At 73.3% G+C, this 23,407-nt stretch carries 24 protein-coding genes; 12 read left to right on the forward strand and 12 right to left on the reverse strand.

Annotated features, from left to right (window positions below):
• Positions 1–117: 117 nt before the first annotated feature.
• Together AB0C12_RS28835 and AB0C12_RS28840 are read right to left on the reverse strand one after the other, a co-directional pair.
• On the reverse strand, positions 118–1,131 hold the full coding sequence (locus AB0C12_RS28835; protein WP_360552969.1) for a LacI family DNA-binding transcriptional regulator: 1,014 nt from the start codon (positions 1,129–1,131) through the stop codon (positions 118–120).
• 87 nt (positions 1,132–1,218) lie between these two features.
• Positions 1,219–1,605 (reverse strand): SgcJ/EcaC family oxidoreductase, encoded by a 387-nt coding sequence (locus tag AB0C12_RS28840; protein ID WP_360552970.1) that lies wholly within the window; start codon positions 1,603–1,605, stop codon positions 1,219–1,221.
• A 107-nt stretch (positions 1,606–1,712) separates the two neighbouring features.
• On the opposite strand from AB0C12_RS28840, the gene AB0C12_RS28845 reads away from it, so the two are divergent.
• From AB0C12_RS28845 to AB0C12_RS28855, 3 genes are all read left to right on the forward strand, one after another.
• Positions 1,713–2,624 (forward strand): RNA polymerase subunit sigma-70, encoded by a 912-nt coding sequence (locus tag AB0C12_RS28845; protein WP_360552971.1) that lies wholly within the window; start codon positions 1,713–1,715, stop codon positions 2,622–2,624.
• A 28-nt stretch (positions 2,625–2,652) separates the two neighbouring features.
• Positions 2,653–3,996, forward strand: coding sequence for a HEAT repeat domain-containing protein (locus AB0C12_RS28850; protein WP_360552972.1), 1,344 nt, complete (start codon positions 2,653–2,655; stop codon positions 3,994–3,996).
• Positions 3,997–4,066: 70 nt separating this feature from the next.
• Entirely contained in the window at positions 4,067–4,543 is a 477-nt protein-coding gene (locus AB0C12_RS28855) for a methyl-accepting chemotaxis protein (protein ID WP_360552973.1), read from the forward strand.
• A 3-nt stretch (positions 4,544–4,546) separates the two neighbouring features.
• Here the strand turns inward: AB0C12_RS28855 and AB0C12_RS28860 are convergent, their stop codons facing one another.
• Complete coding sequence (locus AB0C12_RS28860) at positions 4,547–5,479, reverse strand: aldo/keto reductase (RefSeq protein WP_360552974.1); 933 nt, start codon at positions 5,477–5,479, stop codon at positions 4,547–4,549.
• A gap of 52 nt (positions 5,480–5,531) precedes the next feature.
• On the opposite strand from AB0C12_RS28860, the gene AB0C12_RS28865 reads away from it, so the two are divergent.
• From AB0C12_RS28865 to AB0C12_RS28885, 5 genes are read left to right on the forward strand one after another with little or no spacing between them, the layout of a single operon-like run.
• Positions 5,532–5,906, forward strand: coding sequence for a MerR family transcriptional regulator (locus AB0C12_RS28865; protein WP_360552975.1), 375 nt, complete (start codon positions 5,532–5,534; stop codon positions 5,904–5,906).
• A 4-nt stretch (positions 5,907–5,910) separates the two neighbouring features.
• Entirely contained in the window at positions 5,911–6,357 is a 447-nt protein-coding gene (locus AB0C12_RS28870; RefSeq protein ID WP_360552976.1) for a YchJ family metal-binding protein, read from the forward strand.
• A 45-nt stretch (positions 6,358–6,402) separates the two neighbouring features.
• Entirely contained in the window at positions 6,403–7,260 is an 858-nt protein-coding gene (locus AB0C12_RS28875; RefSeq protein WP_360552977.1) for a tryptophan 2,3-dioxygenase family protein, read from the forward strand.
• Positions 7,257–8,486 (forward strand): kynureninase, encoded by a 1,230-nt coding sequence (gene kynU / locus AB0C12_RS28880; RefSeq protein ID WP_360552978.1) that lies wholly within the window; start codon positions 7,257–7,259, stop codon positions 8,484–8,486. The genes AB0C12_RS28875 and kynU overlap by 4 nt, the downstream gene beginning before the upstream one ends.
• On the forward strand, positions 8,483–9,700 hold the full coding sequence (locus AB0C12_RS28885) for an amidohydrolase family protein (protein WP_360552979.1): 1,218 nt from the start codon (positions 8,483–8,485) through the stop codon (positions 9,698–9,700). Before kynU ends, AB0C12_RS28885 begins: the two co-directional genes overlap by 4 nt.
• Before the next feature lie 79 nt (positions 9,701–9,779).
• Here the strand turns inward: AB0C12_RS28885 and AB0C12_RS28890 are convergent, their stop codons facing one another.
• Together AB0C12_RS28890 and AB0C12_RS28895 are read right to left on the reverse strand one after the other, a co-directional pair.
• Positions 9,780–10,799: a Gfo/Idh/MocA family oxidoreductase gene (locus tag AB0C12_RS28890; RefSeq protein WP_360552980.1), complete on the reverse strand. Its 1,020-nt coding sequence runs from the start codon at positions 10,797–10,799 to the stop codon at positions 9,780–9,782.
• Positions 10,800–10,858: 59 nt separating this feature from the next.
• Positions 10,859–12,304, reverse strand: coding sequence for a GGDEF domain-containing protein (locus tag AB0C12_RS28895; RefSeq protein WP_360552981.1), 1,446 nt, complete (start codon positions 12,302–12,304; stop codon positions 10,859–10,861).
• A 100-nt stretch (positions 12,305–12,404) separates the two neighbouring features.
• Here AB0C12_RS28895 and AB0C12_RS28900 point away from each other — a divergent pair, with 100 nt between their 5' ends.
• Positions 12,405–13,226: a methyltransferase domain-containing protein gene (locus AB0C12_RS28900; protein ID WP_360552982.1), complete on the forward strand. Its 822-nt coding sequence runs from the start codon at positions 12,405–12,407 to the stop codon at positions 13,224–13,226.
• Here the strand turns inward: AB0C12_RS28900 and AB0C12_RS28905 are convergent.
• Positions 13,223–13,891, reverse strand: a complete 669-nt coding sequence (locus AB0C12_RS28905; RefSeq protein ID WP_360552983.1) for a hypothetical protein — start codon at positions 13,889–13,891, stop codon at positions 13,223–13,225. The two genes, AB0C12_RS28900 and AB0C12_RS28905, sit on opposite strands and share 4 nt — an antisense overlap.
• Before the next feature lie 131 nt (positions 13,892–14,022).
• Between AB0C12_RS28905 and AB0C12_RS28910 the strand changes: the two genes are divergently transcribed.
• Positions 14,023–15,123 carry a histidine kinase gene (locus AB0C12_RS28910; RefSeq protein WP_360552984.1) on the forward strand — a complete coding sequence of 367 codons (1,101 nt, stop codon included), beginning with the start codon at positions 14,023–14,025 and terminating at the stop codon, positions 15,121–15,123.
• Positions 15,120–15,782, forward strand: a complete 663-nt coding sequence (locus AB0C12_RS28915; protein ID WP_360552985.1) for a response regulator transcription factor — start codon at positions 15,120–15,122, stop codon at positions 15,780–15,782. The genes AB0C12_RS28910 and AB0C12_RS28915 overlap by 4 nt, the downstream gene beginning before the upstream one ends.
• Here the strand turns inward: AB0C12_RS28915 and AB0C12_RS28920 are convergent.
• From AB0C12_RS28920 to AB0C12_RS28935, 4 genes are all read right to left on the reverse strand, one after another.
• The gene (locus tag AB0C12_RS28920; RefSeq protein ID WP_360552986.1) at positions 15,779–17,281 is read right to left on the reverse strand and encodes a glycoside hydrolase family 130 protein; all 1,503 of its coding nucleotides are present in this window, start codon (positions 17,279–17,281) and stop codon (positions 15,779–15,781) included. The genes AB0C12_RS28915 and AB0C12_RS28920 overlap by 4 nt on opposite strands.
• 85 nt (positions 17,282–17,366) lie before the next feature.
• Complete coding sequence (locus AB0C12_RS28925; protein WP_360552987.1) at positions 17,367–18,449, reverse strand: glycosyltransferase; 1,083 nt, start codon at positions 18,447–18,449, stop codon at positions 17,367–17,369.
• Complete coding sequence (locus AB0C12_RS28930) at positions 18,446–19,597, reverse strand: glycosyltransferase (protein ID WP_360552988.1); 1,152 nt, start codon at positions 19,595–19,597, stop codon at positions 18,446–18,448. The genes AB0C12_RS28925 and AB0C12_RS28930 overlap by 4 nt, the downstream gene beginning before the upstream one ends.
• A gap of 147 nt (positions 19,598–19,744) precedes the next feature.
• Positions 19,745–20,746, reverse strand: a complete 1,002-nt coding sequence (locus AB0C12_RS28935; protein WP_360552989.1) for a glycosyltransferase family 4 protein — start codon at positions 20,744–20,746, stop codon at positions 19,745–19,747.
• A 61-nt stretch (positions 20,747–20,807) separates the two neighbouring features.
• Between AB0C12_RS28935 and AB0C12_RS28940 the strand changes: the two genes are divergently transcribed.
• On the forward strand, positions 20,808–22,508 hold the full coding sequence (locus AB0C12_RS28940) for an alpha-glucosidase (protein WP_360552990.1): 1,701 nt from the start codon (positions 20,808–20,810) through the stop codon (positions 22,506–22,508).
• On the opposite strand, the gene AB0C12_RS28945 is transcribed toward AB0C12_RS28940, so the two are convergent.
• Positions 22,498–22,644, reverse strand: coding sequence for a hypothetical protein (locus tag AB0C12_RS28945; protein WP_212990991.1), 147 nt, complete (start codon positions 22,642–22,644; stop codon positions 22,498–22,500). The genes AB0C12_RS28940 and AB0C12_RS28945 overlap by 11 nt on opposite strands.
• 91 nt (positions 22,645–22,735) lie before the next feature.
• The gene (locus AB0C12_RS28950) at positions 22,736–23,407 is read right to left on the reverse strand and encodes a hypothetical protein (protein ID WP_360552991.1); all 672 of its coding nucleotides are present in this window, start codon (positions 23,405–23,407) and stop codon (positions 22,736–22,738) included.

Here is a 23,407-nt window from a genome sequence, read left to right on the forward strand (position 1 = left end):
CAACCGCGTCCCGCAAGAAGTGAACCAACAACAGAAAAAACTCGACGATTGTGGGCCAGGGCACAAAGAAGGGCGGACCCGCCGGGCCCGCCCTGATGATGGTGATGAATGTGCTGGTCAGCCCGCCTTGACCGGCACCGGACCGGTCGAGCCGCGCACCACGAGCTCCGGTTCGAAGAGCAGCTCGTCGGTGGTGGCGGCGGCGCCCTCGATCTGGTTCACCAGGACGTCGACGGCCGCCTGACCCATCAGCTCGATCGGCTGCCGCACCGTGGTCAGCGGCGGATCGGTGCACGTCATCAGCACGCTGTCGTCGAAACCGACCACCGACACGTCCCGCGGCACGTCGAGGCCGAGCCGGCGGGCGGCCCTGATCGAGCCCAGGGCCAGCACGTCGCTGGCGCAGATCAGCGCGGTGACGCCGCGCTGGATCAGCCGGGTCGCGGCCAGCCGGGCACTCTCCATCGAGAAGTTGGTGCGCTCGACCGGCCACTGGGCCGCGGGGCCGGTCCACTGGGCGACCTCCTTGACCGCGGCCAGCTTGCGGCGCGACGGCACGTGGTCCTCCGGGCCCATCACCATGCCGATCCGCTCGTGCCCGAGCGAGCGCAGGTGCCCGAAGGCCTGCTCCACCGCCACCGCGTCGTCGGTGGAGATGTGCGGGAAGCCGAGATCGTCCACGCCGCCGTTGACCATCACCACCGGCATCCGGCGGTCCAGCAGCTGGCGGTAGTGCCCGTGCTCGGCCTCGGCCAGCGCGTACGAGCCGCCGGCGAAGACCACTCCGGACACCTGGTGGTCCAGCAGCATCTCGATGTAGTCGCGCTCGGGTACACCACCGATCGTGCGGGCGCACAGGGCCGGGGTGAAACCGCGCTGGGCCAGCGACGCGGTCACCACCTCGGCCAGCGCCGGGAAGATCGGATTCTGCAGCTCGGGCAGCACCAGGCCGACCAGCCGGCCGCGCTCACCGCGGAGCTTGGTGGGCCGCTCGTAGCCCAGCACATCGAGGGCCGTCAGCACGGATGCCCGGGTCGCCTCGGACACGCCGCTGCGGCCGTTGAGCACCCGGCTGACGGTCGCCTCACTGACGCCGGCCTTCTTCGCCACTTCGGCGAGACGTTTGGTCACGTCCGGAATACTACGTCAGGCTTCTGCAAAATCCTGTACTGGACCTTGCAGCGGCGGACGAACTGCTGACCGGTCTTGCGGATACTGTCAGTTCGCCGTTGCAACGTTGGCGTACGCGGCGACCCGCCAGCCCGCCGGCGTCCGCCGCAGCGTCCACGTCGCCCGCCGTTCCCGGTCCGCCGGCAGCGCGGTCTCGCCCACCATCAGGAAGCCGGTCCGGCTGACCACCACCGCGCTGTCCCCGGCGACCCGCACCAGTTCCGGCTCGTCGATCCCCCGGGTGCCCTTCAGCGGCCCGTCGAAGCCCGCGGCCAGGTAGCCGCGGATCTCCTCCCGGTCACGGTGGAAGACGCCGCCGGTCAGCACCACCGTCGCGTCCGGGGTGTAGCAGGCGGCGAAGGCGTCGGCGTCGTTGGCGTCCCAGGCCGCGGTGATCGAGCGCAGCACCGCACGCACCTCGTTCTCGTCGGTCATGATCGGTCCTTTCGAGGGTGTCCGATGGTTCCGGCCGTACCTACCGCGGGTGCCACGGGAATTCATCGCGGGACGGGCGATGACTTCCGGGCCGCCCGGCGGTATCCATGGGCGTGGAGTTCGAGGCACTGACCGCGCCGTACCGCCGGGAACTGCTGGCGCACTGCTACCGGATGTCCGGCTCGGCGCACGACGCCGAGGACCTGCTGCAGGAGACGCTGCTGCGGGCGTGGCGGGCCTTCGGCACGTACGACGAGACCCGCGCGTCCCTGCGCACCTGGCTCTACCGGATCGCGACCAACGCCTGCCTGACCGCGCTCAAGGGCCGGGCCCGCCGCCCGCTGCCGTCCGGTCTGGTCGGCGCCCTCGACGACCCGCAGGCGCCGATGACGGCCCGGCCGGAAGTGCCGTGGTTGCAGCCCTGGCGCACCGATCCGGCCGACGTGGTCGCCGCCCGCACCCGGCTCCGGCTGGCGTTCGTGGCCGCCCTGCAGTTCCTGCCGCCCCGCCAGCGGGCGATCCTGCTGCTGCGCGACGTGCTGGAGTTCTCCGCCGCGGAGGTCGCCGCGACCCTGGGCACGACCACGGCGGCGGTCAACAGCGGCTTGCAGCGGGCCCGGTCCCGGGTCGGCGACGTGGCCGAGGACGACCTGCGGCCGCCGCCCGATCCGGCCGTGGTGGAGCAGTACGTGGCGGCCTTCGAGAACGCGGACCTGGACGCGCTGCGCCGGCTGCTGGTGGCCGACGTGGTGCTGGAGATGCCGCCGGTGCTCAACTGGTACGTGGGCGCCGACGCGTACGCCGATTTCATCGCCCGGGTCTGGGCGCTGCGCGGCACCGGCTGGCGGTTGCTGCCGATCGAGGCCAACGGCGGTCTCGCGGCGGCGGCCTACGTCGACGGCCGCGCCCACACCATCCAGGTCTTCGAGGTCGCCGGCGCTGCTGTCACCCGCACCGTCGTGTTCATGGACGACAGCCTGTTCACCGCCTTCGGGCTGCCGCTGATATTGCCGCGCTGACGGGCGCCGGGGTTGACACCATGGCCCGATGACCGACGCCCTGACCGCCGCGCTCGAGACGCCTGCCTACGACGACGAGGCCATGCTGCGCCTGGTCGAACTGCTCGCGGAGGCGGACTCCGGCGACGACGACCACGCGGCCCGGGCGGCGCTGGCCCGGCTGGGCGAACGGCCGCGGCTGCTGGTGCGGCTGGACGAGAGCATCCGCCGGATCACCTGGCGGTACGCGGACCGCCCGGCGCCCGCGTTCGGCCTGCTGCTGAAGCGGTTCGCCCAGGGGCGCCGGACACCGATCGCCCTGGCCTGCGCCGCGCTGCACCGGGACGGCCGGATCCGGGAGAGCGCCGTCACTGCCCTGGCCGCACGTCCGTTCCCGGAAATGGGAGCCCTGCTGGTGCTGCGGGCCGACGACTGGGTCCCGCAGGTGCGCAACCCGGCCCGGGCGGCGCTGACCCGGCTGCTCAACGACGACCCCGGGCGGTTCCTGCCGGGTGCCGTACCGATGGCGGTCAAGCTCGCCGACCGCTACCGCGGGCGCTTCGCGCGGGAGCTGGTCATCGCCGCGGTGCTCGCCGCGCCGGACCACGTGCGGCGGCAGCTGGCCGCGTCGCCCGGTCGCGACCTGCGGCGGCTGGCCTTCGACGCCGACCTGCACCAGGGCCGCCTCGACCTGGCCGCGCTGGCGGACCTCGCAGTGCGGGAGGGGGACGCGCAGATCCGGAACCGTGCCGCGCAGGTGGCCTACGAGCAGGCGGTTCTCCGGCAGCACCGGCCCACCCTGGAACGGCTCTTCGCCGCCCGGCCGGCCGGGGTGCGGGCCCTCGGCCTCACCGGACTGCTCCGGCTCGGACCGGCGGCCGAGGCGGTGCCGGCCCTGGATGACCCGGCGCCGCTGGTCCGGGCGATCGCCCGGGACGCGGCCCGCCGTGCCGGTACGGACGTCGTCGGGCACTACCGCACCACCGAGCCGTCGCCGGGAGCGGTGGCCGGGCTGGCCGAGGCCGGCTCCGACCGCGACGCCCCGGTGCTCGTCGCGCTGCTGAGCCACCCGTCGGGGCCGGTCCGGGCCGCGGCGGTACGGGCGCTCGGCCATCTCGGTGCCGTACCGGTGGAGCTGGTGGTGCCGATGTTGCGGGACCCGGCCGCCGCCGTGGTCCGGGAGGCGGCCCTGGCGCTGCGACCGTTCCACCGGCGGGTGCCGCCCGGCCTGGGCTGGGAGCTGCTGGGGGACAGCCGGCCCGAGGTACGCCGGGCGGGCTACCGGCTGCTGAACGGCCGGGACCCGGTCACCCGCCGGCAGGCGGCCCGGCGGCTCGCCGACGACCCCGACTCCAGGCTGGCGGCGCGCGGCCGGGCCGACGCGACCCGATAGCGGGAATTCGCCGCGAACGGCAACCGCGGGGTGCGATGTTGGAGGTAGGGCCGGCGAGGGGTGGAACGCGATGACGGACTGGCAGAGCGGTGCGGAATACCCGGACAGCACGGCGGCCGGCTCCGCGCACCGGCTCGCCGACGTCAGCAGCGACATGGCGACGGCGACCCGGTCGGCGGTCCGCGCGGCCCAGACCGCCGTCGACGTGATCCAGCGGCTGGAGGCCAGCAGCACCGAGATCGGCAAGGTCGTCGAGCTCATCGCCACCATCGCCAAGCAGACCAACCTGCTCGCCCTGAACGCCACCATCGAGGCGGCCCGGGCGGGCGAGGCCGGCCGGGGCTTCGCCGTGGTGGCCAGCGAGGTCAAGGACCTGGCCAACGAGACCGCCGTGGCCACCAGCGAGATCGGCGGGCAGGTCGGTGGCATCCGCAGCGACACCCGCAACGCCGTCTCGGCGATCGAGGAGATGCGCGGCCTGATCGAGGAGCTGGACCGCTGCCAGCAGGTGATCAGCGCGATCGTGCTGGACCAGCCGGCCCGCTGAGCCTCACGCGGCCCGGTCGAGCCGGTCGCGCTGGACGGCGTCCAGCTTGATCTCGTACGCGTCCAGCGCCTCGTCCAGCCGGGCCACGGTGGTCGCCCCCACGATCGGCCACACTCCGGGGCCGCCGCCCAGCAACCAGGACAGCACCACCTGGTGGCGGCTGGCCCCGAGCTCGGCGGCGACGGCGTCCAGCGCGGCCAGCCGGCGCGTGGTGCCGCGGTGCTCGTACGCCTCATCGAGCCGCTCCGGCAGCACGTAACCCCCGTTCAGCAACGCCGTGTACGCCCACAGCGCCACATCCTCGTTGTCCCGTACGAAGTCCAGCACCTCATCGGTCACCACCCGGTGGGCCGACGCGGGCAACGCCGCCCCCGGCCGCGGCCGCAGGTACGAGTGCCGCAACTGCAAAGCGGTCCAACCCGCGACACCCTGGGCCGCGGCCAGCTGCCGGCCCCGCTCGACCCGCCACGCCGGGTGGTTCGACGCGCCCAGCCGCCCCACCACGCCCCGCGTCACCAGCTCACCGAACGCGGTCACGGTCTCCTCCAGCGGCACCGACCGGTCCTCGATGTGTGCCCAGAGCAGGTCAAGGTGCTCGATGCCCAGCCGGGTCAGGCTCTGCTCGGTGGCCCGGCGGATCACCGGTGCGGACAGGCCCTCGGCCGACGGGAAGCCGATGGCGGGGTCGGTGGGCTGCGCGCCGAGCTTGGTGCTGATCCGTACCCGGTCACGCATTCCGGGCCGCGCGGCCAGCCAGCGGCCGACGACCTGTTCGCTCTGCCCGCCGAGGCCGCTCTCGTGCAGCCAGAAGGAGTAGTTGTTCGCGGTGTCGATCCACCGCCCGCCGCGCCCGACGAAGTGGTCCAGCAGGGCGAAGGACTCACGCTCGCCGATCCGTGTGCCGAACAGCATGGCCCCCAAGACGATTTCGCTCATGGCGGCACGGTGCCACCTGGAGCGCGCTCCAGATCAAGGGCAGAATCGCGGGATGCCGACCTACTCCCCGGGCGAGATCGCCGACAAGACCGGCTTCAGCCTCGACACCCTGCGCTACTACGAACGGATCGGGCTGCTCGACGACATCGCCCGTACCCCCGGCGGGCAGCGGGTCTTCGACGACGACGACATCGCGTGGCTGGGCATCCTGCGCTGCCTGCGCGACACCGGCATGCCGATCGCCCAGATGCGCCGCTACGCCGACCTGACCCGCGACGAGCGCACCCTGCGGGAACGGGTGGAGCTGCTCGAGGAGCACGACCGCGAGATCGGCCGGCGCCTGGCCGAACTGGCCGAGCAGCGCGAGCACATCCGCGGGAAGATCCGCTACTACCGGTCGCTCGACCCCGCCGGTGAGCAAGAATGAGGGCATGGCCCGACGCGCATCCCGCCGCACCACGACGCTGACCGGCTTCGACGACGCGAAGCCGTGCCCGTGCGGGCTCGGCCAGCCGTACGGTGAGTGCTGCGGCCCGGCGCACCGGGGCCATGCCGCCGCCACCGCGGAGGGGCTGATGCGCTCGCGCTACGTCGCCTTCGTGCTGGACGACGCGGCGTACGTGCTGCGGTCCTGGCACCCGGACACCCGGCCGGCGGACGTCGAGCCGGACCCGGGCCTGCGCTGGACCGGGCTCGACGTGCTGGGCACCAGCCGCGGCGGGCTCTTCGACGCCGAGGGCGTGGTGGAGTTCCGGGCCCACTATCGCGACGCGGGCCGGCCCGGGGAGATGCACGAGCGCAGCCGCTTCGTGCGGCACGACGGTCAGTGGGTGTACTGGGGTCCGATCCTTACCGACGGGCCGCTCGCCAACATCTGACGGGTGTGATCTCCTTCAGGTGAATCATCTGAGGAGGGCAGGCACGTGTCGTCGAATCAACGGCCCCTGGAGAGCGGCATCGTCCGCGACTTCAAGGTCAACATGTCGTACGGGCGGTATCTGCGGCTCGACCAGGTCCTCTCGGCGCAGCACCCGGTCAGCGTCCCGGAGCACCACGACGAGCTGCTGTTCATCCTGCAGCACCAGACGTCGGAGCTCTGGCTCAAGCTGATCCTGCACGAGCTGCGCGCCGTGCAGCGCAAGCTCGCCGCCGACGACCTGCGGCCCGCGCTCAAGGGCCTGGCCCGGGTCAAGCACATCCAGCGCTGCCTCACCGAGCAGTGGTCGGTGCTGGCCACCCTCACGCCGTCGGAGTACGCCGAGTTCCGCAGCTTCCTCGGCACGTCCTCGGGCTTCCAGTCGTACCAGTACCGCGCGGTCGAATTCCTGCTCGGCAACAAGGACCGCCGGATGCTCACCGTCTTCGACGACGACCCGGCGGCGCAGGAGCTGCTGCTGGGCGCGCTGGAGGCGCCGACCGTCTACGACGAGTTCCTGCGCTACCTGGCCCGGCACGGCCACGACGTCCCGGTCTCGCTGCTGGAACGGGACGTGACCGAGGGATACCGGTACCACGAGGACCTCGTCCCGGTCTTCACCAAGATCTACGAGAACGCGGACGCCAACTGGGAGGCGTACGAGGCCTGCGAGGAGTTCGTCGACCTGGAGGAGAACTTCCAGCTCTGGCGCTTCCGCCACCTCAAGACCGTGGAGCGCACGATCGGCTTCAAGGCCGGCACCGGCGGCTCCAGCGGCGTGAACTTCCTGCGCAAGGCGCTCGACCTGACCTTCTTCCCGGAGCTGTACGCGGTCCGGACCGAGATCGGCGTGGCGGGCGCATGAGCGACGACCTGCTGGCCCGGGCCGAGGCCCTCGACGCCGCTGACCCGCTGGCCCACCTGCGCGAGCGTTTCCTGACCCCGGACGGCTTCGACGTCGTCTCGTACCTGGACGGCAACTCGCTCGGCCGGCCGCTGCGGGCCACCGCCCAGCTGCTCGACGAGTTCGTCCGCGAGCAGTGGGCCGGCCGGCTCATCCGCGGCTGGACGGACGGCTGGCTGGAGTGGCCGCTGCAGCTCGGCGACCGGCTCGGCGCGGTCGCGCTCGGGGCCGCCGCCGGCCAGGTCGTGGTGGCCGACTCCACGACGGTGCTGCTCTACAAGCTGTCCCGGGCCGCGGTCGACGCCCGGCCCGGCCGGCGCAACATCGTGCTGGACACCGACAACTTCCCCACCGACCGGTACGTGCTGGAGGGCATCGCCGCCGAGCGCGGCCTGAGCCTGGTGTGGATCGAGACGGACCCGGCCATCGGTATCACGCCGGCCCAGGTCGCCGAGGTGGTCGACGGGGACACCGCGCTGGTGCTGTTCAGCCACGTCGCGTACCGATCGGGCTGGCTCGCCGACGCCGCGGAGATCAACCGGATCGCGCACGCCGCGGGCGCCCTGACGCTGTGGGACCTGAGCCACTCGGTCGGCTCGGTGCCGGTGCGGCTCGACGACTGGGGCGCGGACCTGGCCGTCGGCTGCACCTACAAGTACCTCAACGGCGGCCCGGGCGCGCCCGCCTTCGGCTACCTGCGCCGCGAGCTGCAGGGCGAGCTGCGGCAGCCGATCCAGGGCTGGATGGGCCACCGGGCGGCGTTCGAGATGGGCCCGGGCCACGAACCGGCCGAAGGGGTACGGGCGCTGCTCAGCGGCACGCCGCCGATCCTGGCCATGGTCCCGCTGCACGCCAACCTGGACATGCTGGCCGAGGCCGGCATCGAAGCCGTACGGGCCAAGTCCGTGCTGCTCACCGGCTATGCCCTGGAGCTGGCCGACCGCTGGCTGGCGCCGCTGGGCGTCGAGGTGGTCAGCCCCCGCGAGCCGGAGCTGCGCGGCGGTCACGTCACGCTGCGCCGCCCCGGCTTCGAGCAGCTGCTGGAAAGCCTCTGGGACAACGGCGTCATCCCGGACTACCGGCGTCCCGACGGCATCCGGATCGGGCCGGCCCCGCTGAGCACCAGCTTCGCCGAGGTGCACCGGGGCCTGGCCGTGCTGCGCACCCTGCTCGAGAAACAGTCGTGAGCCCGGCGGGCCCGGACTGGCTGCTGCCGGACTCGTTGTGGTGGGACGGCCGGCTGCGGACCGGCGTGGCGCTGGGCCCGGCCCGGCCGGCGGCTGGGGCCGGCTCGGTCACTGAGGCCGGGGCGGTCACTCAGGCCGGGGCCGCTGAGGCCGGCTCGGTCACTCAGGCCGGGGCCGCTGAGGCCGGCTCGGTCACTCAGGCCGGGGCCGCTGAGGCCGGCTCGGTCACTCGGGCCGGCCCGGTCGCTGGGGCTGGGGCGGTCGCTGGGGCCAGCGCGGTTGCTGGGGCCGGGGCGTTCGGCGGCCGGGTGGTCGTGCCGGTTGCCGAGGTGCCGGCCGGGGCGGCGCGGCGGCGGTTGCCCGGGACGGTGCTGCCCGGGCTGCGCGACGCGCACGTGCACTCGGCGCTGGTGGATCTGCCGACGGTGCGGGCCGGGGGCATCTCGTCGGTCTGGGACCTGGGCGGGGTGCCGGCCAAGGTCGCCGCCGAGGCGGCGCGCGGTGCTCCGGCCGTACGCTTCGCTGGTCCGTTTCTGATCGCACCCGGAGGTTATCCCGGCGACCGGTCGTGGGCGCCCGCCGGCAGCTGCCGCGAAGTGCTGTCGGCGGCGGACGCGGCCGCGGCGGTCGACGAGGCGCACGGCGGCGGGGCGACGCTGATCAAGGTGACCGCGCACGCCGGCGGCCCGATGCTCAGCGACGCGACGCTGGCCGCGGTGGTCGAGGCGGCCCACGCGGTGACGCTGCCGGTGGTCGTGCACGCGGAAGGGCCGGGTACGGTCGCCGCCGCCCTGGCCGCCGGGGCTGACGTGCTCGCGCACACCCCGTGGACCGAGGCCCTCGACGACGGCCTGATCCGGGACTGCGCGGCCCGGATGACCTGGATCAGCACGCTGGACATCCACGGCTGGGGCACCGCGACGCCCGAGCGTGAGGTGGCGCTCGGCAACCTGCGGCGATTCCTCGGCCACGGCGGAAAAGTGCGCTACGGCACCGATCTGGGCAACGGCCCGTTACCGCCAGGGATCAACCCGCGGGAGCTGGCCGCGTTACTGGAGGCGGGTCTGAGCCCGGCCGATGTCCTGGCCGCGGCGACCGATCCGGATCAGGGTGAACCGGCCTGGCTGCCGGCCGGTCTGGACCTGGAGCCGGCCACCTTCGCAGGGTCCCTGGCCACGGCCCGCGTTCTGGGCCCGCACGTGCGGCCGCGCTAGAGCCCGACCGCGCGTCCTGGGCCGCCGGTGCGGCCGCGCTAGAGCCCGACCGCGCGCCTGGGCCGCCGGTGCGGCCGCTTCAGAGCCCGACCGTCTCGCCGGTGGTCGCGCTGATCCGGGCCGCGTCCAGCACGTCCATGTTGCGGACCGAGTCCCACGGGTCGACCGGGACCGGCGCCTCGCCGCGGACAGCCGCCGCGAACGCCGGGTAGAACGTGTCCCACCGGCCGCGCTCACTGCGGACCGGCGCACCCGTGGCCCCGCGGTAGAGCCGTCCCCACACGTGCTCCGGCTCGGCTCCCCAGCGGTCGCCGAGGCCGGCGGGGGAACGGCCGGCCTTGAGCGCCGCCTCCTGCCCGTCGATGCCGTCGACGATGTACGTGCCCGTTGTGCCGCTGACCCGCAGGCGGGGACCCGGTGCCGCCTGCCGCCAGCTGCCCCACAGGTGCGACTCGACGCCGCTCTCGTGGTGCAGGGCCACGAAGACGTCGTCGTCCAGGTCGCCGTCGCCGCGCAGTTCCGCGTACACCCGGGTGGCCGGGCCGAAGAGCAGGTGCGCCTGGTCGACCAGGTGCGCGCCGAAGTCGAGCAGCGTGCCACCGCCGGCCGCGGGCGGCTCCCGGTCCGGCGCCCAGCGCTCGAAACGCGACTCGAACCGGCGGACCTCGCCGAGCGCCCCCTCGCCGATCAGGCGCCGCAGGGTCAGCAGGTCGGAGTCCCAGCGGCGGTTCTGGTAGACGCTGAGCAGCACACCCGCGTCGGCGGCCAGCGTGGTGACCTCGCGGGCGGCCTCCGCGTCCAGCGCGAACGGCTTGTCCACCACCACGGCCAGGCCGAGCGCGATCGCCTCGCGGGCCAGGGCCGCGTGGGTGGCCGCCGGGGTGGAGATGGCGACGGCTTCGACACCTGCCGCGGCGAGGTCGGCGAGCGAGTCGAAGGCGGGCACGCCGGGGTGGCCCTTGGCCAGCTCGGCGCGCCGCTCGGCGGAACGCGTCACCACACCCGCGAACTCGACACCCTCCGCCGCCGCGAGCAGGGGGGCGTGGAAGATCCGCCCGCCCGAGCCGTACCCCACCAGTCCGATCCGTGTAGCCGTCATGGACCGGATCCTACGTCCCGCGATCTTCACCGCTGCCGCGCACCGGACGGCCGGGCCGCTCAGGCGGGTTGCAGCCGGTCGGGGTCGTAGCGCTCGACGCGGTTCTTGCCGTGCGCCTTGGCCGCGTACATGGCCTGGTCGGCGTGCCGGGTGAGCTCGCCGGCGCGGCAGCCGGCGGTGGCCGCGGCGATGCCGATCGAGGCGCCGACCGTCACCGTGGCGTCGGTCAGCCGGACCGGGGCGACGATGGCGGCGCTCACCGCGCAGGCGGTCGCGTCGGCGTCGCCCGGGGCGCCCAGCCCGGTCAGCAGCAGGGCGAACTCGTCGCCGCCGAGCCGGGCGGCCACACTGCCGGGCCCGCCCGCGCCGACGATCCGGCCGGCCAGCTCGACCAGCAGCTCGTCGCCGGCCGCGTGCCCGTACGTGTCGTTGACCGCCTTGAAATCGTCCAGGTCGATGAGCAGCAGCGCGACACTGCCCGGCGGCCCGGCCGCCGTCGCCGCGTCCAGTTCGCGGAAGAACTTGTCGCGGGTGGGCAGCCCGGTGAGGTGGTCGTGGTGTGCCCGGTGGTCGAGCTCGGCGTGCGAGACGCAGGCCGCCTCCCCGAGCACCACCTGGTTGGACACCGTACGGAACGCCGCCACGACGTCCTCGGCCACCGGGTTGCGCCCGCCGACCAGCAGATGCAGGTCCGCGGAGAAGGTCTCGACCCGCCAGTGCCGGAACCCGGGGGCCAGCTCCTGAAGCCCGGCCGGTCCGGTCACGATCGAGTCGGGCACGGGCTGTTGCAGCAACGACTCCGGCAGACCGGCCACGGCCTTGATGAACAGGCCCCGCTCGTCGCGGCGCACGATCGCCATCGCGACCCCGGGGGTCAGGGCGACGATGGCGTTCGCCGCTTCCACGCCCAGCCGGCGCACGGCGGTGACCTCGGTCAGGCTGATCATGCGGCTGCCGGTCCGGGCCAGCACCGCGTCGCGCGCGCTGACCCGTTCCTGGTGCCGCAGCGCCAGGTAGATGCCGCGCATCATCGCGCTCGTCAGCACCAGCAGCGGCAGCATGCCGAGCACGGTGGGGGAGTGCCACGAGACGACCCGGCCGAGCGAGACCGGCGAGATGGCCAGGGCGGCCGGGATCGCCGCGAACCCGCCGATCGTACGCACGATCCACAGGCTCGACGGGCCGTACAGGCTCAGGGCCAGGGCGACCGCGAAGGCCAGCCCGATGGTCGCGAGCGGGTCCCGCAGACCGGCGCCACCGATGGTGATCAGCACCGGCAGCGTGATCGAGTCCCACCACGGCGCCCGGCCGCGCCGGTGGGTCAGCCCGACTGCCACCATCACGAGCAGGATGGCCAGGAACGACGCCAGGTGCCAGCTCGGCGACCGCTCCTCGTTGCCGACCTGGGCCAGGGCGGCGGCCAGACCGAGACAGCCGAGGATCGTCGCGGCCAGCCGGGTACGGTCCAGGTTGCCGGCGGGCAGCAGCTGCCTGATGCGGGTCACAGTCACCCGATCGGTGAAAACTTCCGGAATCCGAGCCTTCCCGTGTCGGAAGGTTGACCGCTGCCCACAGCGTGGCCCGCGCCGCGCGACGATCGGAGCCATGGAGCCCGCACAGCTGGACCGCACCCCCTTCGCGGACCTCGACGCCATCCCGCCGGACATGTTCGCCATGCTGGTGGCCGCCCTCGAGGGGATGTCCCGCCACCCGGAGATCCGCCGGGTCCGGCACACCGCGTGGCAGGCCCTGCGCCCGGCCGCCGGGCAGCGCCTGCTGGACGCCGGCTGCGGCGCCGGTGATGTCGCCCGGGCCCTGGCGACGGCCGTCGCGCCGGGCGGCGAGGTGATCGCCCTGGACCATTCCGCGGCCACGCTGGCCGCCGCCCGCGACCGCCACGACGGCGGCGACATCCGGTACCTGACCGGCGACGTCTCCGACCTCGACCTGCCCGACGACAGCTTCGACGGCGTGTGGTGCGAGCGCGTGCTGCAGCACGTCGACGACGCGGACGTGGCGATCGGCGAGCTGATCCGGGTGATCCGCCCCGGTGGCCGGCTCTGCCTGCTCGACACGGACTGGGACTCGCTGGCCTTCGACGGTGTCGACACCGGGCTGGCCGAGACGATCGTCGCGCACCTGCACGGCCGGCTCACCCCGCGCCGGCTCGACATGGGCCGCACGCTGCGCCGCCGGCTCGTCGGCTACGGCCTGCGCGACATCAGCGCCACCCCGGTGACCTGCTACTTCCCCGACCCGGACTCGGCCGCGGTGGTGCTGCCGATGGTCAATCCCCAGGTGCCGCAGGAGTCGTGGATGACCCCGACCGGGCTGCGCGAGCGCTGGTTCGACCAGGTGGAGCAGGCCGGCGCCGACGGCGAGTTCCTCGCGGTCCTGACGATCTGGGTGGTCGCGGCCACCGTCTAGAGCCCTTCCACCCGGCGGAAGTGCTGACGCTTCTTGCGGTCGTGCAGCACGAAACCGAGCCGGGCCAGCTCCTCGCGCAGGTCCCGGGCGTCGTCGCTGTCACCCTTGTCCAGCGCCTGCTGCCGGGCGGCGAAGAGCGCCGCCGCCTCAGCCGGGACATCCGGTAGGTCCGGCACCCAGCGCCGATAGGAGCCGGCGTACGGGTCCTGCGCCGACCACACGGTGCCGAAGGCCGCGGCGAGCCGCGCGACCGACAGGTGCGAGGGCTCCCGGGCCACCTCCCGCCCGCTCGGCCCGAGCAGCACGAGCTGGTCGCCCTCGCGGTAGGCCACCGCCACAGCGCTGCGCGGCAATGCGCGGGTGGTGCCCGGACGGGTCAGCGTCACCTGCGTGCCCGAGATGCGCACGGTCAGGGACTCCCGGTCGACGAGCCCGGCCAGCACCAGGCCGGCGATCGTGCCGAGCACCATCGCGCCGAGCGTCGCCCACGGCTCGTCGAACCGGTCCACCAGGCGCAGCGGCCCCCGTACCGGCACGAACGGGATGCGCAGCACCCAACCCGGCACCTCGCGTATCACCCACCCCAGCCCGGCGCCGGCCGCCGGCAACGCTGTCCACACCGCCACCCGGGCCCACCACGGGGTCGCCACAATCGTCTCGTCCACGACTGCCGAGTCTTCGGGCCGCCGCCGGGCTCCCGCCAGCGGCGGTGGTCGCACCCGCGTCGACCAAAGTCGACGCCGCGGCCGCCGACCGGCCACTGCGCGAGCCGGCCCCGGCACAGTACGGTCCAGTCATGAGGCGCTGGCTCGTCGAAGCGGCCCTGGCCGGCACCGCCCTGGCCCTGGGCAGTTTCTTCCTGGCGTCGACCCTGAGCGAGGGCGACGGCTGGCCGATCGGGGTCGAGCTGGCCGCCGGCGCGGTCGCGGTCACCGCTTTGATCAGGTACCGCCGCAGCCGCCCGGTGGCGCTCGCCCTCGTGCTGATCGTGCTCGGCCTGCTCTTCGGGCTGCCCATGGGCGCCACCCCGATCGCCCTGTTCGCCGTCGCCCTGTACCGCTCGGCCGCGGTGGCCGTCGCCGTCACCGCGGTGCACGCCGTCTCCCTGGCCACCGTCTACCTGATCGCGCTCGGCCCCACCCGGACCTACTGGGAGGCGACGACGTTCCTGGTGCTGCTGCACGTGATCCTCGTCGGGATCGGCATGCTGGTCCGGGCCCAGCGCCGGCTGGTCCGGTCCCTGGCCGAACGGGCCCGCGAGGCCGAACAGGGCGACGAACTGCGCGTCGGGCAGGCCCGGCTGGCCGAACGGGAACGGATCGCCCGGGAGATGCACGACGTGCTGGCCCACCGGATCTCGCTGCTCGCCGTGCACGCCGGAGCGCTGGAGGTGCGCCGGGACGCCCCGGCGGGCGAACGGCTGGCGGCCGGGGTGATCCGGCAGAGCGCCCACGACGCGCTGGAGGAACTGCGCCAGGTGATCGGCGTGCTGCGCGAGCCGGCCGAGGACCGTCCGCAACCGACCCTCGACGACGTGCCCGCGCTCGTCGCCCAGTCCCAGGAGGCCGGAGAACGGGTGGAGCTGCGAATGGCCGCCGACGGGGTGCCGGCCGGGGTCGGCCGGCACGCCTACCGCATCGTGCAGGAGGCGCTGACCAACGCTCGCAAACACGCGCCCGGCGCGCGCGTACGGGTCGCGGTCACCGGCCACGCCGAGCAGGGACTGGTCGTGGAGGTCGGGAACCTGCTGCGGGCCGGCGGCTCCGGGCTGCCGGGCTCGGGCACCGGACTGGTCGGGCTGCGCGAACGGGTGCAGCTCGCCGGCGGCCGGCTGGACCACGGCCCCACCGCGACCGGCGAGTTCCACCTGCGGGCCTGGCTGCCGTGGACCCCGTGACCGCGGAGCCGCAGCCGGTCCGGGTGCTGCTCGTGGACGACGACGCGCTCGTGCGGGCCGGCCTGACGATGATGCTGGCCGCGTTCGACGGCATCGAGGTGGCCGGCGCGGTCGCCGACGGCACCGAGGTCGCCGCCGCGGTCGGCACCCACCGCCCGGACGTGGTGCTGATGGACATCCGGATGCCCGGCCTGGACGGCCTCACCGCCACCGAGTCGCTGCGCGCCCGCCGCGAACCACCCGAGGTGATCGTGCTGACCACCTTCGACACCGACGCGCACGTGCTGCGGGCGATGCGCGCCGGCGCCAGCGGCTTCCTGCTCAAGCACACCCCGCCCGAGGAGATCGCGCGGGCCGTGCGCCGGGTCGCCGCGGGCGAGCCGATGCTCTCGCCCGAGGTGCTGCGCCGGATGATGAACCACGTCGCCGCGGCGGCGCACGACCCGGGACGCGACCGGGCCCGCGCGGCGCTCCAGCAGCTCAGCCCCGGCGAGCACGATGTCGCACTGCTCGTGGCCCAGGGCCGCACCAACCAGGAGATCGGTACGGCCCTGCGGATGAGCACGGCCACGGTCAAGGCGTACGTGTCGCGCATCCTCACCAAACTGGACCTGACGAACCGCGTCCAGGTCGCCCTGCTGGTGCACGACGCGCGCTAGACGACCGGCACCATCGCGGCGAGCAGGTCGTCGAGCGGGATGCTGGCGAAGCCGACCCGGACGTCACTGGCCCCGTACGGCAGCCAGAACCGCCCCGCGTGCACCAGCCCGCCACAGGAGTAGACGACGTTGGGGACGTACCCCTCGCGCTCGGTCTCGTCGGGCTCCAGCAGCCCGTGCGGCAGGTCGGCGATGACCCGCTCCGGGTGGTCGAGGTCGAGCAGCATCGCGCCGATCGCGTACCGCCGCATCGGGCCCACGCCGTGGGTCAGCACCAGCCAGCCCGCCTGGGTCTCCACCGGGGACCCGCAGTTGCCGACCTGGATCAGGTCCCAGCCGCGGTGCGGCATCAGCAGCGGCACCGCGTCCTGCCAGCGGTTCTGCTCGTCGCGGACGCTCAGCCCCAGGGTCTCGCCGTCGGAGCGGCACAGCGCCAGATGCCGGCCGTTCACCGTACGCGGGAACAGCGCCATGCCCTTGTTGCGGGCCGCCGGGCCCCGCAGCGCGGTGACCTCGAAGTGCCGCAGGTCGCGGGTGTGCATCATCCGCCCGCCGATGTGCCGCCCGTCGTACGCGGTGTAGGTGGCGTGGTACGCCGTCCGCCCGTCCGCCTCCTCGACCTGCACGAAGCGGGCGTCCTCCATGCCGTTGCTCTCGGCCGGGGTGGCCGGCCACAGCACCCGCTCGTGCAGCGGCACAGTGGCCGGGAAGGTCACCGCGTAGTCGCTGGCCACGATGCGCCGGATGGCCTCCAGCGACTCGTTGGCGGTGGGCCGGGCCAGCAGCTCGCCGGGCAGATGGCCGAGGACGTCCTCGAACTCCTCGTCGTCGTAGCGGTCGGGCAGCGAGGACAGCACCGTGGCGGTGATCTCGTTGTCCAGGTCCTCCTCGGCCAGCCCGGCGGCGAGCAGGTCACGGTGGTGCTTGGCGCCGACCCGCTGGCCGATCATCAGCGGCCCGTCGCGGTCCTCGAGCCGGAACTGGTCGTCCGGGCCGAGCACGGCCGAGCAGAAACCCACCGAGGAGATGTGCCCCTCGCCGATCTGGCGCAGGCTGATCGCCGCCCGCAGCTCGCCCGGGGCCAGGTCACTCTGGTCCGGGTGCGGCACCATCGACGGATTGCACAGCGCCGCCGCCTCGACGGAGAACTCGTGGCTGAAGTAGGCCCCGATCAGCGCCCGGGCGCTCGGGGAGAGCTCGATGTCCGGCGGCACCCGGTGCTGCACCAGGTCGTAGTGGTGCTGGAAGGTCGCGCAGATGTCGTGGTGGCGCCCGGAGAAGCGGGCCAGCACGTCGTCGAGCAGCCGGGTGATCTCGTCGTCGTCGAGCTGCAGGATCCGCTCGATGATCAGCGAGGCCCGGTTCTGCCCGAGCTGGGCGTCCTCGCCGGGCACGAACAGCTTGATGACGACCCGCCGGCCGTCGGGTTGCATGGTGAGCGCGTGCCGCTTGGCCAACGTGGTGGTCCGGACGTCCTGAGGGTCCATCGTTGCCGTCATGACTGTGCCTCCTTCGGCATGCCCTCATGGCCCTCCCGGTCGCGGCCGTGGCGGGCCGCCGGGGGGTGACGCTCGGTGCAATCGGTCATGCCGGGCCGCCTGAGGGTCGGGTCGCGCTCCGCCCGGCCAGCGCGCGGGCGTGCTGGAGGGTGGAGACGAGTGCGAGCGTGGATTCGGCGCCTTGGTTCAGGTTCGGCCCGGTCGGGGTCAATCCGTCATACCCGCCACCTGTCAGGGGGTCGTACATGACGGTGCCGGAGTCGTTGTCACCCAGAAACCAGGCGATGGCCTGGAACAGCGGCGCGTCCCAGCGGTCGTCCCCGGTCACCGCGCCCGCGGTGGCGCAGGCGTCGGCCGTCGCCGCGGCCTCGATCGGCTGCTGGTCGTAGCGGTGCCGGGGCACGTCCGGCCGCCAGCCGCCGACCGGCACAGTGGACAGGTGGCCCTGGTGCTCCTGCGTCCGGCACAGCCAGCTCAGCATCCGCAGCCCGTCGGTGAGCAGCGGCTCGTCGCCGAGCAGGTCACCGGCGGCGATGAGGACCTCGGCCAGGGCCGGGTTGGCGTAGGTCAGTTCGCGTTCCGGCCACACCCATTCGGGGTCGGAGTCGGGCAGCCCGACCACGGTGGCGGCGTCGCCGAGCAGTTCGGCCGCCGCGCCGGCGCGGGGGTCGGCGCGCAGCACCTCGGCCGCGCCCAGGCCGGCGAAGGCCATCGCCCGGGGCCAGGGTGAGCGCTTGCGCACGGCGATGGTGAACGCCGTACGGGCCTCCGCCCGGATCCACGGCACCGGGCAGCGACCGGCCGCCGTGCCCAGCCCCCATACCGCCCGGCCCCACCAGTCGCCCAGGTCGGGCTCGTCCAGCCAGCGCCGGTCGTAGCTGAGCCGGTTGTGGCACCGGCCGTCCGCGGTCAGGGCATGGGTGAGGAAGCCCAGGTAGCGTTCGGCCAGCCCGGCCACCAGGGCGGTGGGCTGCGGTTCCCGGCTGGCGACGAGCAGCCCGCGGGCCACGTCGTCGACGCAGTAGCCGTGCTCGCGCCGCGGGGTGGCGTGCCGGGCGTGTTCGAGCAGCCCGGTGTCGTCGGAGAGCCGGGCGATCTGGGACCAGTTGGGCTCGGGTGCGTCGACGAGCCGGATCGGCGGCGGCACGAGCCGCAGCGAGACGCTCACGCGGGTACGGGGGCGGTGGCGGGCGTGCGGTGCTGCACCAGGCGGGTGGCCAGCGCCTGGTAGCGGGCGGCGACGGCCGGCCAGCGCAGGGTCGGGGCGCCGCCGAGTCCGTTGAGGTGCGGCGCCGTGTCCGGGGTGGACAGCAGGTGCCGGATCGCGGCGGCCATGGCCGGCGGGTCCTGGTGCGGTACGAGCAGGCCGGGGCCGTCGGCGAGCAGCTCCACGGCGTGCGGGAACTCGGTGGCCACCACGGGCACGCCCGCGCCGACGGCTTCGATGAGCACACCGGAGGTCACCTGCTCGGTGGAGTCGTACGGCAGCACCACCACGTCGGCCGAGCGGATCAGCCGGCTCAGCGTCGCCTGGTCGTGGTAGACGTCGTCCCACCGGACGGCGTCGGCAACGCCCAGTTCGGCGGCCAGCGCCTTGAGCGACTCGCGGTAGACGTCGCCGTGGTGTTCGAGCACCTTGGGGTGGGTCCGTCCGGCCACCGTGTACGCCGGCATCGGGCTGAGGTCGCGCAGCAGGGCAAGCGAGCGCAGGGCCCACTCGATGCCCTTGCCGGGCCCGAGCAGTCCCCAGGTGAGCAGGTGCGGGACGTCATGGACCTCGCGCGGGGCGCTGGAGTGGCTGCCGGCGCCGTGCGGGATGACGGTGACCTTGCGGGCGTCGATCCGGTAGCCGGTGCTCAGCCGCTGCCGGGCGGTGTCCGTCATGGTGACCACGGCGTCGGCGGCGGCCACGATGCGTTCCAGCACGATGCGCTGGGTGACCGAGGGGGTGCTGAGCACGGTGTGCAGGACGACGATCGTCGGCACCTTGAGGGCGCGCAGCAGCGGCAGCACCTCGTCGCCGTCGAGGCCGGGGTAGATGCCGTACTCGTGCTGGACGATGGCGACGTCGAAGCGGTTGAGCACGTTGGCCGCGGCCATCCAGCCGCCCGGGGTGTCGGTGTGCCAGGTGTGCGCGACCCGCGGCGCCGTACGGTCGACCGCCAGTCCGCCCCCGGCGGCGTCGGCGGAGAGCAGCCGGACCACACCGCTGCCGGGCGTGCCGCCCGTCAGGTGACTGGCGAGCGCCGCGTTGAACGTCGCCAGACCGCATTGGGTGGGGGGATAGGTGCTCAGGAAGCCGTAGGTCGCGGGCATGACGGACCTTTCTGATCAGAGGCTGCCTCCCCGCAGCACAAACCGGCGCGCGCGGGCGTGGAGCGTGAGCGCACGCTTCAGCTTTCGGCGGCGACTGACTGTGAAAATGCCGCAATTCGGTAATGAGACATTAACAAGAACGGCTGTTCAGCCGACCAGATCGCGGTAAATCGCCAGGTAGTCCTCGACCATGCGGTCCGCGCCGAAGCGCGAGCGGGCCCGCGCCCGGCAGGCCGAGCGGTCCAGCCGCGCGACGTCGGCCACCGCGGCCACCGCCTGGTCGACGTCGTCGGCCAACCGGCCGGTGAGACCCTCGTCGACCACCTCGGGCATCGATCCCTTCCGGTACGCCACCACGGGCGTCCCGCAGATCATCGACTCGACCACGGAGAGCCCGAACGGCTCGGCGAACAGGATCGGGTGCAGCAGGGCGGCGCTGCCACCGAGGATCTCGGCCCGTTGCGCCGGCCCGACCGAGCCCAGGTAGACCACCCGGTCCCCGTCGATGTGCGGCTCCACCTGCTCGGCGAAGTAGCGCCGGTCCTGCACGATGCCGCAGAGCGTCAGCCGGCGGCCGGCCCGGCGGGCGATCTCGATGGCGGTGTGCGTGCCCTTGTCCGGGTGGATGCGCCCGAAGGCCACCAGGCCGTCCCCGCCGACCGGGTCGAACGGCAGCCCCTCGAGGTCGACGCCGTGATAGACGGTGGCCAGGTAGTCCAGGTCGGGGGAGCGGTCGGCGTCCGAGATGGAGACGTAGTGCGAGCGGCCCCGCCGGTACGCCGGCAGGATGTTCGGCCCCGAGAAGCCGTGCACCGTGGTCAGCATGGGCGCCCGGCAGTGCGCGGAGAACGCCAGCGGCAGCCAGTCGAGGTGGTTGTGCACGAGGTCGAAGTCGCCGGAGCGCTCCAGCGCGTACGCGACGTGCAGGGCCTCCCAGACCCGGCCGTCGAGCTCCGGGGTGTCCTCGTAGCCACTCGGGCAGACGCCGTCGAGAGTGGCCTTGGTGACCGAGTCGAGCGTCGCGAACAGTGTCACGTCGATCCCGCGCGCGGTCAGCCCCTCGGCGAGCAGACTGGTGATCAGCTCCCAGGGTCCGTAGTGAACCGGCGGGGTGCGCCAGGCGACCGGTCCGAGCAGTGCCACTCTCATGGGCCCCAGTATGGGAGCGGATCCGATGTTTCGCGGGAGGTTCCCGTGTTAAGGAGTGACTATGCAGAACCCCTGGTGGCACCGCGCCGTCGTTTACCAGATCTATCCGCGCAGCTTCGCCGACGCCGACGGGGACGGCATGGGTGACCTGCGCGGGATCAGCGCGCATCTGGACCATCTCGCGGGTCTGGGCGTGGACGTGATCTGGCTGTCCCCGGTCTATCCGTCGCCGCAGGACGACAACGGCTACGACATCAGTGACTACCAGGACATCGATCCGGTCTTCGGCGACCTGGCCGGTTTCGACGAGCTGCTGGCCGGGGTGCACGCCCGCGGCATGAAACTGATCATGGACCTGGTGGTGAACCACAGCTCGGACGAGCACCCGTGGTTCGCCGAGAGCCGCTCGTCCAAGGACAACCCGAAGCGCGACTGGTACTGGTGGCGGCCGGCCCGCGACGGCATGGAGCCCGGTACGCCCGGCGCCGAGCCGACCAACTGGGGCGCGGCGTTCGGCGGCCCGGCCTGGGAGTTCGACCCGGCCACCGGCGAGTACTACCTGCACCTGTTCAGCCGCAAGCAGCCGGACCTGAACTGGGAGAACCCGGAGGTCCGCGAGGCGGTCTACACGATGATGAACTGGTGGCTGGACCGGGGCGTGGACGGCTTCCGGATGGACGTCATCAACTACATCTCCAAGGACACCACGCTGCCCGACGGACCGGTGCGGCCGGGGATCACGTACGGGGACGGCTCGGCGTCCTACATGAACGGCCCGCGGATCCACGAGTTCCTGCACGAGATGCACGAACGGGTCTTCGCCGGCCGCCCGCAGGAGCTGCTGACCGTGGGCGAGATGCCGGGCGTGACGATCGACGAGGCGAAGCTGTTCACCGACCCGGCCCGCGGCGAGGTCGACATGGTCTTCCAGTTCGACCACGTCTGGGTCGACCGGGGCGAGGACCCCTGGCTGCTGTACCCGTTGCGGCTCACCGACCTCAAGGCGATCCTGGGCCGCTGGCAGGCGGGGCTGGCCGAGAACGGGTGGAACAGTCTCTACTGGAACAACCACGATCAGCCGCGGGTGGTCTCCCGCTTCGGTGACGACTCACCGCGGTACCGGGTCCGGTCGGCGCAGATGCTGGGCGCGGTGCTGCACCTGCATCGCGGGACGCCGTACGTCTACCAGGGCGAGGAACTGGGGATGACGAACGCGCCGTTCGCCACCATCGCCGACTTCCGGGACATCGAGGCGCTGGGCCAGTACGTGCAGGCCGTCGACCAGGAGGGCCGCGCCCCGGAGGACGTGCTGACCGTGCTGCGGGCCCGGGGCCGGGACAACGCCCGGACGCCGATGCAGTGGGACGCCTCGCCGCACGCCGGCTTCACGACCGGCACACCCTGGCTGGCCGTCAATCCGAACCACGAGCAGGTCAACGCCGAGGCCGCGGTCAAGGACCCGGACTCGGTCTACCACTTCTACCGCAAGCTGATCGCGCTGCGGCACGAGGAGCCGGCGGTCGTCTACGGCGACTTCACGATGCTGCTGCCGCACGACGAGCGGCTGTACGCCTTCACCCGTACCCACGGCGACACGACTTTGCTGGTCATCGGCAACTTCTCAGGCGAGGCCGTCCGGGCCGAGATCGACGACGCCGCGGCGTGGGAGGCAGCCGAACTGCTGCTCACCAACGCCGCGGCGCCCGAGGATCTGGTCCTGCAACCGTGGCAGGCCGTCATCTACCGCCGGGTCAGCCGGTGATGGTGTCCCAGGAGAAGGCCAGCAGGGCGAAGGCCGCGCCGAGCAGGGCCAGCGAGATGCCCCGGGTGCCGATCGGCAGCGCGGCGAGCACGAGCAGGATGACGGCGATGAGGTAGAAGAGAGCCTGGATGCTCATTGGTGTTCCTCAATTCGTGTGGGGGATGCGGCGCGGCATGTACCCCCCGGTCGAGTCGAGCTAAACAACCGTGACCATCCCGTTGTACGCCTCAGGCCGTGCTGGTCTGCCGCATCCCGGCCTGCTCGCGCAGCGCCCAGCGGCGGGCCAGCACGGTCGCGCCGGCCAGGGCGGCCAGCACCAGCAGCATCTCGGTGAGCACGACGGGCGCCCAGGTGCTGAAACCGGTCAGCGCGGCGAAACCCATGGTGATCGGCGTGATGACGATGCCGGCGAGGGGCAGCAGGAGGCACATCGCGTGCACGGTCGCCCGGATCCGCGGCAGCGCACGCAGGTGGTAGCGGACGGCGGTCACCGCACCGACGACGACGATCACGGCGGGGATGCCGTAGAAGACCGCGACGGCGACCTGCACCGGCACGTGGGTGCCGCGCGGCATGTCGAAGGTGCGGGCGGCGACCTGGAAGAACAGCACGAAGAACGCGTAGCCGACGGCGGCGCCGAGCGCAGCGCCGGTCAGGGTGGTGCCGATCAGTCGCCCCAGCTCCGGTGGCTCGCGCCGGACGCCGGCCTCGTCGGCGAGCCGCCGCGCGAAGGTGGACACGTCCTCGCCGAGCAGCCGCTCCGGCGCGACCCCGTCCGCGGCCGCCGACTCCAGGTCCAGGCGCAGGTCGGCGGCCAGCGCCTCGCGGTCGGCCCGCTGCACGCCGTGCTGCCGCCAGGCGCGGTCGGCGGTGGCCAGCGCGTCGTCGATGGGGTCCAC

The sequence above is a fragment of the Actinoplanes sp. NPDC048967 genome, assembly GCF_040649415.1.
Taxonomy (GTDB): domain Bacteria; phylum Actinomycetota; class Actinomycetes; order Mycobacteriales; family Micromonosporaceae; genus Actinoplanes.

Bases quoted from the DNA above. Each gene is read 5' to 3' on its own strand.
- AB0C12_RS28850 (WP_360552972.1), top strand. From the start codon at position 2,653: ATGACCGACGCCCTGACCGCCGCGCTCGAGACGCCTGCCTACGACGAC.
- AB0C12_RS28860 (WP_360552974.1), bottom strand. From the start codon at position 5,479: ATGAGCGAAATCGTCTTGGGGGCCATGCTGTTCGGCACACGGATCGGC.
- AB0C12_RS28920 (WP_360552986.1), bottom strand. From the start codon at position 17,281: ATGACGGCAACGATGGACCCTCAGGACGTCCGGACCACCACGTTGGCC.
- AB0C12_RS28945 (WP_212990991.1), bottom strand. From the start codon at position 22,644: ATGAGCATCCAGGCTCTCTTCTACCTCATCGCCGTCATCCTGCTCGTG.
- AB0C12_RS28845 (WP_360552971.1), top strand. From the start codon at position 1,713: ATGGGCGTGGAGTTCGAGGCACTGACCGCGCCGTACCGCCGGGAACTG.
- AB0C12_RS28935 (WP_360552989.1), bottom strand. From the start codon at position 20,746: ATGAGAGTGGCACTGCTCGGACCGGTCGCCTGGCGCACCCCGCCGGTT.
- AB0C12_RS28890 (WP_360552980.1), bottom strand. From the start codon at position 10,799: ATGACGGCTACACGGATCGGACTGGTGGGGTACGGCTCGGGCGGGCGG.
- kynU (WP_360552978.1), top strand. From the start codon at position 7,257: ATGAGCGACGACCTGCTGGCCCGGGCCGAGGCCCTCGACGCCGCTGAC.
- AB0C12_RS28900 (WP_360552982.1), top strand. From the start codon at position 12,405: ATGGAGCCCGCACAGCTGGACCGCACCCCCTTCGCGGACCTCGACGCC.
- AB0C12_RS28940 (WP_360552990.1), top strand. From the start codon at position 20,808: ATGCAGAACCCCTGGTGGCACCGCGCCGTCGTTTACCAGATCTATCCG.
- AB0C12_RS28930 (WP_360552988.1), bottom strand. From the start codon at position 19,597: ATGCCCGCGACCTACGGCTTCCTGAGCACCTATCCCCCCACCCAATGC.
- AB0C12_RS28870 (WP_360552976.1), top strand. From the start codon at position 5,911: ATGGCCCGACGCGCATCCCGCCGCACCACGACGCTGACCGGCTTCGAC.
- AB0C12_RS28855 (WP_360552973.1), top strand. From the start codon at position 4,067: ATGACGGACTGGCAGAGCGGTGCGGAATACCCGGACAGCACGGCGGCC.
- AB0C12_RS28865 (WP_360552975.1), top strand. From the start codon at position 5,532: ATGCCGACCTACTCCCCGGGCGAGATCGCCGACAAGACCGGCTTCAGC.
- AB0C12_RS28840 (WP_360552970.1), bottom strand. From the start codon at position 1,605: ATGACCGACGAGAACGAGGTGCGTGCGGTGCTGCGCTCGATCACCGCG.
- AB0C12_RS28910 (WP_360552984.1), top strand. From the start codon at position 14,023: ATGAGGCGCTGGCTCGTCGAAGCGGCCCTGGCCGGCACCGCCCTGGCC.